Below are 8,986 nucleotides of genomic sequence, written 5' to 3' on the forward strand. Positions count from 1 at the left end.
CCTTACTTCTTCTTAGCCTCTTTGGTACGCACGACTTCGTCGGCGTAACGAACACCCTTGCCTTTATAAGGCTCAGGACGACGGTAGGCGCGCAGATCCGCTGCAACCTGGCCGATCACCTGCTTATCAGCGCCTTTCAGCACGATTTCAGTCTGAGTCGGACATTCAGCAGTGATACCCGCAGGCAGCTGATGGTCAACAGGATGAGAGAAACCCAGAGACAGGTTAATCACATTACCTTTAACCGCTGCACGGTAACCTACACCAACCAGCTGCAGCTTCTTAGTGAAGCCTTCGGTAACACCGATAACCATTGAGTTCAGCAGGGCACGCGCGGTACCAGCCTGTGCCCAACCGTCTGCGTAACCATCACGCGGACCGAAGGTCAGGGTATTATCTGCATGTTTAACTTCAACAGCATCGTTGAGAGTACGAGTCAGCTCGCCGTTTTTACCTTTGATCGTAATAACCTGACCGTTGATTTTTACGTCAACGCCGGCAGGAACAACGACCGGTGCTTTAGCAACACGAGACATTTTTTCCTCCGATTAGGCTACGTAGCAGATAATTTCGCCACCAAGACCAGCCTGGCGCGCTGCACGATCAGTCATAACACCTTTAGAGGTAGAAACAACTGCGATACCCAGACCCGCCATAACTTTCGGCAGCTCATCTTTACGTTTATAGATGCGCAGACCTGGGCGGCTGACACGCTGAATGCTTTCTACAACAGCTTTGCCCTGGAAATACTTCAGAGTAAGTTCCAGTTCAGGCTTGGTGTCGCCTTCAACTTTAAAATCTTCAATAAAACCTTCTTCCTTCAGCACGTTGGCGATTGCCACTTTCAGCTTGGAGGAAGGCATGGTGACCGCAGCTTTGTTCGCGGCCTGACCGTTACGGATACGGGTCAGCATATCCGCGATCGGATCTTGCATGCTCATCTGTCTTTACTCCCGTGATTCAATTGGTGACAATTACCAGCTAGCCTTTTTCAGACCCGGGATTTCACCGCGCATAGCGGCTTCACGGACCTTAATACGGCTCAACCCGAACTTCCGCAGGAAACCATGCGGACGACCTGTTTGACGGCAGCGGTTACGCTGACGAGACGGGCTGGAATCACGCGGCAGAGTCTGCAGCTTGAGAACAGCGTTCCAACGATCTTCGTCGGAAGCGTTCACATCAGAGATGATCGCTTTCAGTTCAGCGCGTTTCGCGAAGTATTTATCAGCTAAAGCTACGCGTTTTACTTCGCGTGCTTTCATTGATTGCTTAGCCATTTAGTAACCCTACCTTACTTGCGGAACGGGAAGTCAAAGGCAGCCAGCAGAGCGCGGCCTTCTTCGTCAGATTTCGCAGTAGTGGTAATGGTAATATCCAAACCACGAACGCGGTCGACTTTATCGTAGTCGATTTCTGGGAAGATGATCTGCTCACGGACACCCATGCTGTAGTTACCACGACCGTCGAAAGACTTAGCGGACAGGCCACGGAAGTCACGGATACGAGGTACAGCAATAGTGATCAGGCGCTCAAAGAACTCCCACATGCGTTCGCCACGCAGAGTTACTTTACAGCCGATCGGATAGCCCTGACGGATTTTGAAGCCTGCAACAGATTTGCGTGCTTTGGTGATCAGCGGTTTTTGACCGGAGATTGCTGCCAGGTCTGCTGCTGCGTTATCCAGCAGTTTTTTGTCAGCGATCGCTTCACCAACACCCATGTTCAGGGTGATCTTCTCGACCCGAGGGACTTGCATGACAGAATTGTAGTTAAACTCAGTCATGAATTTTTTAACTACTTCGTCTTTGTAGTAATCATGCAGTTTCGCCATCGTACTACTCCAAATTACTTGATAGTTTCGCTGTTAGACTTGAAGAAACGGACTTTTTTGCCGTCTTCGAATCTAAAGCCTACACGGTCAGCCTTGCCGGTTGCCGCATTGAAGATTGCTACGTTGGAAACCTGAATAGCGGCTTCTTTTTCAACGATGCCACCCGGTTGGTTCAGGGCCGGAACCGGCTTCTGATGTTTCTTAACCAGGTTGATACCTTCAACAATGACCTTGCCGGAAGACAGGACATTCTTAACTTTACCGCGTTTACCTTTATCTTTACCGGTTAACACGATAACTTCGTCATCACGACGGATTTTCGCTGCCATGATTCGCTCCTTAGAGTACTTCTGGTGCCAGAGAGATAATTTTCATGAACTTCTCACTACGAAGCTCACGAGTTACCGGCCCAAAAATACGCGTACCGATAGGCTGCTCGCTGTTGTTGTTCAGAAGAACACAAGCATTACCATCGAAGCGAATGACAGAACCGTCCGGGCGACGAACACCCTTCTTGGTGCGCACCACTACCGCCTTCAGCACATCACCTTTTTTGACCTTACCACGCGGAATTGCTTCTTTGATGGTGATCTTGATGATGTCGCCTACGCCTGCGTAGCGACGGTGCGAGCCACCCAGAACCTTGATACACATTACGCGACGTGCACCGGAGTTGTCGGCGACGTTCAGCATAGTCTGTTCTTGGATCATTTTAGTGCTCCGCTAATGTCAACTACTACTGAGACCCGAAAATCAGGTCGTTAAAAATCCCCATATCGAGGGCGCGGCATTATAACACCGCTTCAAGGATATGGGTAGAAAAAATAAACGGCTCATTTCTGAGCCGTTTATTCGTATCGAGAGAGTGTACTGTATTACAGAACCGCTTTCTCTACAACGCGAACCAGCGTCCAGGATTTAGTCTTGGACAGCGGACGGCATTCGCGGATTTCAACCACGTCACCGATACCGCATTCGTTGTTCTCGTCATGTACGTGCAGTTTGGTCGTACGCTTGATGAATTTACCGTAGATCGGGTGTTTCACAAAACGTTCGATAGCAACAACAATGGATTTCTCCATTTTGTCGCTAACAACGCGACCTTGCAGAGTACGGATTTTATCGGTCATTACGCACCCGCCTTCTCGTTCAGTAAAGTCTTAACGCGTGCGACATCGCGACGCACTTGCTTCAACAGGTGAGACTGTTGCAGCTGGCCACTTGCAGCCTGCATACGCAGGTTGAACTGCTCACGCAGCAGGTTCAGCAGCTCGGTGTTCAGCTCTTCAACGCTCTTCTCACGCAGCTCTTTTGCTTTCATTACATCACCGTCTTAGTTACAAAGGTGGTTTTAATCGGCAGTTTCGCTGCTGCCAGCTTGAATGCTTCACGGGCCAGCTCTTCCGGAACACCGTCCATTTCATACAGGACTTTACCCGGCTGAATCAAGGCAACCCAATACTCCACGTTACCTTTACCTTTACCCATACGCACTGCCAGCGGCTTTTCAGTGATCGGTTTGTCCGGGAACACACGGATCCAGATCTTACCTTGACGCTTAACTGCACGGGTCATAGCACGACGTGCTGCTTCGATCTGACGGGCAGTCAGACGACCACGGCCAACAGCTTTCAGACCGAAGCTGCCGAAGCTAACATCCGTACCCTGCGCCAGACCGCGGTTACGGCCTTTGTGCATTTTACGGAATTTTGTACGCTTTGGTTGTAACATCAGCGACGCTCCTTATTTACGGCCTTTACGCTGCTGCTTTTTAGGCTGAGCAGCCGGTTTTTCCGGTTGTTCAACAGCAGCCATACCACCCAGGATCTCGCCTTTGAAGATCCACACTTTAACGCCGATTACACCGTAAGTGGTGTGCGCTTCAGAGGTGTTGTAGTCGATGTCAGCACGCAGAGTGTGCAGCGGTACGCGACCTTCGCGGTACCATTCGGTACGTGCGATTTCCGCGCCGCCCAGACGGCCGCTAACTTCAACTTTAATACCTTTAGCGCCCAGACGCATTGCGTTCTGTACAGCACGCTTCATAGCACGACGGAACATAACGCGACGTTCCAGCTGAGAAGTGATGCTGTCAGCAACCAGTTTTGCGTCCAGTTCAGGCTTACGAACTTCGGCGATGTTGATCTGTGCAGGAACGCCAGCGATGTCCGCTACGACCTTACGCAGTTTTTCTACGTCTTCACCTTTTTTACCGATAACGATACCCGGGCGAGCAGTGTGAATGGTTACACGGATGCTCTTAGCCGGACGCTCGATAACGATACGAGATACGGACGCTTTAGCCAGTTCCTTAGTCAGGTACTGACGTACTTTAAAATCGCTGTCCAGGTTGTCAGCGAATTCTTTGGTGTTCGCAAACCAGGTAGAGTTCCATGGTTTTACAATACCCAGGCGAATACCATTAGGATGTACTTTCTGACCCATTGCTAGTCTCCAGAGTCTCAGCGATCGGACACAACCACAGTGATGTGGCTGGTGCGCTTCAGGATGCGATCTGCACGACCTTTTGCACGCGGCATAATGCGCTTCATGCTCGGGCCTTCGTCTACGAAATTTTCGTAACTTTCAGATCGTCAATGTCAGCGCCATCGTTGTGTTCAGCGTTAGCAATGGCAGATTCCAGAACTTTCTTGACCAGTACAGCCGCTTTCTTGTTGGTGTAGGTCAAAATATCCAGAGCCTGCGACACTTTCTTACCGCGAATCAGGTCAGCAACAAGGCGAACCTTCTGAGCAGAAGAACGAGCATGGCGATGTTTAGCGATAGTTTCCATCTCTTCCTCCTACCTTATTTCTTCTTCGCTTTTTTATCAGCAGCGTGGCCGCGATAAGTACGAGTCGGTGCGAATTCACCCAGTTTGTGACCGACCATTTCGTCGGTTACAAATACCGGAACGTGCTGACGACCATTATGGACAGCGATGGTCAAACCGATCATGTTAGGAAAGATCGTTGAACGACGGGACCAAGTGCGCAGGGGCTTCTTGTCTCCGCTTTCCACCGCTTTCTCTACCTTCTTCAGCAAGTGCAGGTCAATAAAAGGACCTTTCTTGAGAGAACGTGGCATGGCTTATCCTCTAAAATTATTTGCTACGGCGACGTACGATGAATTTATCAGTACGCTTGTTGCTGCGGGTCTTCTTACCTTTGGTCTGAACGCCCCACGGAGTTACCGGGTGCTTACCAAAGTTACGACCTTCACCACCACCATGTGGGTGGTCTACCGGGTTCATCGCGGTACCGCGAACGGTCGGACGAACACCACGCCAGCGTGCAGCACCTGCTTTACCCAGAACGCGCAGCATATGCTCAGCATTGCCAACTTCGCCCAGAGTTGCACGGCAGTCTGCTTCTACTTTACGCATTTCACCAGAACGCAGACGCAGGGTGACATAAGCACCATCACGAGCAACGATCTGAACGTAAGTACCAGCGGAACGTGCCAGCTGACCGCCTTTACCTGGTTTCATTTCTACGTTATGAACAGTAGAACCAACCGGGATGTTGCGCATCGGCAGGGTGTTACCTGGTTTGATTGCAGCATCAACGCCAGACTGAATCTGGTCGCCAGCTTTCAGGCCTTTAGGGGCCAGGATGTAACGGCGTTCACCGTCTTTGTACAGAACCAGCGCGATGTTCGCGGAACGGTTCGGATCGTACTCAAGACGTTCAACAACTGCCGGGATACCGTCTTTGTTGCGTTTGAAGTCAACAATACGGTAAGCCTGCTTGTGGCCACCACCGATATGACGAGTGGTGATACGGCCATTGTTGTTACGACCACCGGATTTGCTGTTTTTTTCCAGCAACGGAGCAAAAGGTTTGCCCTTGTGCAGCTCAGGGTTAACCACTTTAACTACGTGGCGACGACCCGGAGATGTCGGTTTACATTTAACAACTGCCATTGTGTTACTCCTCCGACTTACTCAGCGCCGCCAACGAAGTCCAGATTCTGGCCTTCTTTCAGGGTGACGTAAGCTTTTTTCCAGTCGCTACGACGACCGATACGCTGTCCGTGACGTTTAACTTTCCCTTTAACTACCAGGGTGTTAACGACTTCGACTTCGACTTCAAACAGTTTCTGCACAGCAGCTTTGATTTCTGCTTTGGTCGCGTCTTTAGCAACTTTGAGTACGATGGTGTTGGATTTTTCCATCGCAGTAGACGCTTTTTCAGAAACGTGCGGTGCACGCAGCACCTTCAGCAGACGTTCTTCACGAATCATGCCAGCATCTCCTCAACTTGCTTAACAGCATCAGCAGTCATTACGACTTTGTCGAAGGCGATCAGGCTAACCGGGTCGATACCAGTTGCATCGCGTACGTCAACCTTGTGCAGGTTGCGCGCAGCCAGGAACAGGTTTTCGTCCAGCTCACCGGTGATGATCAGCACATCTTCCAGAGCCATGTCTTTCAGTTTCTGTGCCAGCAGCTTAGTTTTCGGCGCTTCTACAGAGAACTTCTCGACAACGATCAGACGATCCTGACGTACCAGTTCGGACAGGATGCTTTTCAGCGCGCCGCGGTACATCTTCTTGTTAACTTTTTGACTGTGGTCCTGCGGACGAGCAGCAAAGGTCACGCCACCAGAACGCCAGATCGGGCTCTTGATAGAACCAGAACGCGCACGGCCGGTGCCTTTCTGGCGCCACGGTTTTTTACCGGAACCAGTTACTTCAGCACGAGTCTTCTGAGCACGAGTACCCTGACGAGCACCAGCTGCATAAGCAACAACAACTTGGTGAACCAGCGCTTCGTTGAAATCACGACCGAAGGTAGTTTCGGAAACAGTCAGCGCGCTCTGCGCGTCTTTCAATACTAATTCCATTGCTATCTCCTTACGCCTTCACAGCTGGTTTAACGATCAGGTCGCTACCGGTTGCACCCGGGACAGCACCTTTAACCAGCAGCAGGTTGCGCTCAGCGTCAACGCGTACTACGTCAAGGCTCTGAACGGTTACACGTTCGTTACCCATCTGACCTGCCATTTTCTTGCCTTTGAACACTTTGCCCGGAGTCTGGTTCTGACCGATAGAACCCGGAACGCGGTGAGACAAGGAGTTACCGTGAGTAGCGTCCTGGGTACGGAAGTTCCAGCGCTTAACGGTACCTGCGAAACCTTTGCCTTTAGAGGTGCCAGTTACGTCAACTTTTTTAACGTCAGCAAACAGTTCAACGCTAATGCTCTGACCTACAGTGAACTCTTCGCCTTCAGCCAGGCGGAATTCCCACAGACCACGGCCAGCTTCTACGCCAGCTTTAGCGAAGTGGCCAGCTTCAGGCTTGGTCACACGGTTAGCTTTTTTAGCACCGGTGGTCACCTGAATAGCACGGTAGCCATCGTTAGCCAGGTCTTTAACCTGAGTAACGCGGTTTGCTTCAACTTCGATTACGGTTACTGGGATAGAAACGCCGTCTTCTGTGAAGATACGGGTCATACCCACTTTTTTACCGACTAAACCAATCATTGTTTCAACCTCTCAATCGCTCAATGACCTGATTAACCCAGGCTGATCTGCACGTCTACACCGGCAGCCAGATCCAGACGCATCAGAGCATCAACGGTTTTCTCGGTTGGCTCAACGATGTCAACCAGACGCAAGTGAGTACGGATTTCGTACTGATCGCGCGCGTCTTTGTTGACGTGCGGGGAGATCAGAACAGTGAAGCGCTCTTTGCGTGTCGGCAGCGGGATCGGACCACGGACCTGCGCACCAGTGCGCTTGGCAGTCTCGACGATTTCCGCGGTTGCTTGATCGATCAGACGATGATCAAACGCTTTCAGGCGGATACGGATTCTTTGGTTCTGCATGAGACCAGAGCTCCAATTATTTTATAAACGAAAATGATTACTCCTCAGACCCATTACGATTGATGGGAGAGTGTAACCGTTCTTACGTAGCTCCCCGATTGGGAGCATTGTTAGGTAGCCAAATTCGGCTAACTGAGGTTCAGATTGAACCTGCTGTCAACTACGACAAGCCCGCGCATTATACGCAAATCTGAGCCTGACGCAAGCATCGGGTAGAAATTAATCGCAACGCGCAGATTGCGAGCTGCATTCCACGAAATTTGTAAGGTTGTGAAGATAGCGTTTTTCACCGGAATCAGGTTAACAAATCAGCGCTCTCTCTGTTGCTGAGCATCCGGAGTTATTCGATGGTGATACTCCAATTACAGAGGATGTTTTATGGACACTACCCTTCCCTTTCTGATTTTGTACGCTTGTTTATCAGCCCTACTTTTTTTCTGGGATGCAAAGCATGGCTTGTTACCTGACAGATTTACGTGCCCGTTACTCTGGTCAGGTCTTTTGTTCTATCAAGTTTGTCATCCTGATGGTTTAGCCGATGCGTTATGGGGGACAATTGTTGGTTACGGCACATTCGCTGTCATTTACTGGGGGTATCGCATACTGCGACATAAAGAAGGATTAGGCTATGGTGATGTGAAGTTTCTCGCCGCCCTTGGCGCCTGGCATTCATGGGCCTTCTTACCACGACTGGTTTTCCTTGCTGCCTCATTCGCTTGCGGAGCCGTAGTTATTGGTCTGCTCATGAGAGGAAAAGAATCATTAAAAAAACCCGCTGCCTTTTGGGTAATGCCGATCAGTTAAGGATCAGTTGACCGATCCAGTGGCTGTGTAAGAATCCGGAAACGCTCACTTGTTTCCGGATTTTTTATGCACATTGGACAGGCTCTTGATCTGGTATCCCGTTACGATTCTCTGCGTAACCCACTGACTTCTCTGGGGGATTACCTCGACCCCGAACTCATCTCTCGTTGCCTTGCCGAATCAGGTACTGTAACGCTACGCAAGCGCCGTCTTCCCCTCGAAATGATGGTCTGGTGTATTGTTGGCATGGCGCTTGAGCGTAAAGAACCTCTTCACCAGATTGTGAATCGCCTGGACATCATGCTGCCGGGCAATCGCCCCTTCGTTGCCCCCAGTGCCGTTATTCAGGCCCGCCAGCGCCTGGGAAGTGAGGCTGTCCGCCGCGTGTTCACGAAAACAGCGCAGCTCTGGCATAACGCCACGCCGCATCCGCACTGGTGCGGCCTGACCCTGCTGGCCATCGATGGTGTGTTCTGGCGCACACCGGATACACCAGAGAACGATGCAGCCTTCCCCC

Annotated in this window: 17 protein-coding genes and 2 pseudogenes; 2 read left to right on the forward strand and 17 right to left on the reverse strand. The window is 50.8% G+C overall.

The window, feature by feature from the left end:
- Nucleotides 1-2: 2 nt before the first annotated feature.
- The 17 genes and pseudogenes from rplF to rpsJ form a co-directional block, all read right to left on the reverse strand.
- Nucleotides 3-536, reverse strand: coding sequence for a 50S ribosomal protein L6 (rplF, locus tag BGK49_RS16890; protein ID WP_000091945.1), 534 nt, complete (start codon nt 534-536; stop codon nt 3-5).
- Between the two features lie 12 nt (nt 537-548).
- The gene (gene rpsH, locus BGK49_RS16895) at nt 549-941 is read right to left on the reverse strand and encodes a 30S ribosomal protein S8 (RefSeq protein WP_000062611.1); all 393 of its coding nucleotides are present in this window, start codon (nt 939-941) and stop codon (nt 549-551) included.
- Between the two features lie 33 nt (nt 942-974).
- On the reverse strand, nt 975-1,280 hold the full coding sequence (gene rpsN, locus BGK49_RS16900; RefSeq protein ID WP_001118930.1) for a 30S ribosomal protein S14: 306 nt from the start codon (nt 1,278-1,280) through the stop codon (nt 975-977).
- Nucleotides 1,281-1,294: 14 nt separating this feature from the next.
- Complete coding sequence (gene rplE, locus BGK49_RS16905) at nt 1,295-1,834, reverse strand: 50S ribosomal protein L5 (RefSeq protein WP_001096198.1); 540 nt, start codon at nt 1,832-1,834, stop codon at nt 1,295-1,297.
- Nucleotides 1,835-1,848: 14 nt separating this feature from the next.
- Entirely contained in the window at nt 1,849-2,163 is a 315-nt protein-coding gene (rplX, locus tag BGK49_RS16910) for a 50S ribosomal protein L24 (protein ID WP_000729185.1), read from the reverse strand.
- Nucleotides 2,164-2,173: 10 nt separating this feature from the next.
- Entirely contained in the window at nt 2,174-2,545 is a 372-nt protein-coding gene (gene rplN / locus BGK49_RS16915; RefSeq protein ID WP_000613955.1) for a 50S ribosomal protein L14, read from the reverse strand.
- 164 nt (nt 2,546-2,709) lie between these two features.
- The gene (gene rpsQ, locus BGK49_RS16920; protein ID WP_000130100.1) at nt 2,710-2,964 is read right to left on the reverse strand and encodes a 30S ribosomal protein S17; all 255 of its coding nucleotides are present in this window, start codon (nt 2,962-2,964) and stop codon (nt 2,710-2,712) included.
- Nucleotides 2,964-3,155: a 50S ribosomal protein L29 gene (gene rpmC / locus BGK49_RS16925; RefSeq protein WP_000644741.1), complete on the reverse strand. Its 192-nt coding sequence runs from the start codon at nt 3,153-3,155 to the stop codon at nt 2,964-2,966. The genes rpsQ and rpmC overlap by 1 nt, the downstream gene beginning before the upstream one ends.
- Nucleotides 3,155-3,565, reverse strand: a complete 411-nt coding sequence (gene rplP, locus BGK49_RS16930; RefSeq protein WP_000941212.1) for a 50S ribosomal protein L16 — start codon at nt 3,563-3,565, stop codon at nt 3,155-3,157. The genes rpmC and rplP overlap by 1 nt, the downstream gene beginning before the upstream one ends.
- Before the next feature lie 12 nt (nt 3,566-3,577).
- The gene (gene rpsC / locus BGK49_RS16935) at nt 3,578-4,279 is read right to left on the reverse strand and encodes a 30S ribosomal protein S3 (protein ID WP_000529945.1); all 702 of its coding nucleotides are present in this window, start codon (nt 4,277-4,279) and stop codon (nt 3,578-3,580) included.
- 17 nt (nt 4,280-4,296) lie between these two features.
- Nucleotides 4,297-4,628 (reverse strand): annotated as a pseudogene (gene rplV / locus BGK49_RS16940) (50S ribosomal protein L22).
- Between the two features lie 14 nt (nt 4,629-4,642).
- The gene (gene rpsS, locus BGK49_RS16945; RefSeq protein ID WP_001138117.1) at nt 4,643-4,921 is read right to left on the reverse strand and encodes a 30S ribosomal protein S19; all 279 of its coding nucleotides are present in this window, start codon (nt 4,919-4,921) and stop codon (nt 4,643-4,645) included.
- A 16-nt stretch (nt 4,922-4,937) separates the two neighbouring features.
- Nucleotides 4,938-5,759 carry a 50S ribosomal protein L2 gene (rplB, locus tag BGK49_RS16950; protein ID WP_000301864.1) on the reverse strand — a complete coding sequence of 274 codons (822 nt, stop codon included), beginning with the start codon at nt 5,757-5,759 and terminating at the stop codon, nt 4,938-4,940.
- Nucleotides 5,760-5,776: 17 nt separating this feature from the next.
- Nucleotides 5,777-6,079 (reverse strand): 50S ribosomal protein L23, encoded by a 303-nt coding sequence (rplW, locus tag BGK49_RS16955; RefSeq protein WP_000617544.1) that lies wholly within the window; start codon nt 6,077-6,079, stop codon nt 5,777-5,779.
- Nucleotides 6,076-6,681, reverse strand: a complete 606-nt coding sequence (gene rplD / locus BGK49_RS16960; RefSeq protein ID WP_000424395.1) for a 50S ribosomal protein L4 — start codon at nt 6,679-6,681, stop codon at nt 6,076-6,078. Before rplD ends, rplW begins: the two co-directional genes overlap by 4 nt.
- Before the next feature lie 10 nt (nt 6,682-6,691).
- The gene (gene rplC, locus BGK49_RS16965; protein ID WP_000579833.1) at nt 6,692-7,321 is read right to left on the reverse strand and encodes a 50S ribosomal protein L3; all 630 of its coding nucleotides are present in this window, start codon (nt 7,319-7,321) and stop codon (nt 6,692-6,694) included.
- A gap of 32 nt (nt 7,322-7,353) precedes the next feature.
- Nucleotides 7,354-7,665 (reverse strand): 30S ribosomal protein S10, encoded by a 312-nt coding sequence (gene rpsJ / locus BGK49_RS16970; protein ID WP_001181004.1) that lies wholly within the window; start codon nt 7,663-7,665, stop codon nt 7,354-7,356.
- A gap of 378 nt (nt 7,666-8,043) precedes the next feature.
- Between rpsJ and BGK49_RS16980 the strand changes: the two are divergent.
- Both BGK49_RS16980 and BGK49_RS16985 read left to right on the forward strand, forming a co-directional pair.
- Nucleotides 8,044-8,455 (forward strand): annotated as a pseudogene (locus BGK49_RS16980) (prepilin peptidase).
- An 80-nt stretch (nt 8,456-8,535) separates the two neighbouring features.
- Nucleotides 8,536-8,986, forward strand: a 451-nt coding sequence (locus BGK49_RS16985; protein WP_038346845.1) for an IS4 family transposase, incomplete at its 3' end; no start/stop codon positions are given.

The sequence above is a fragment of the Shigella sp. FC1544 genome, from assembly GCF_001722145.1.
Lineage (GTDB): Bacteria > Pseudomonadota > Gammaproteobacteria > Enterobacterales > Enterobacteriaceae > Escherichia > Escherichia coli.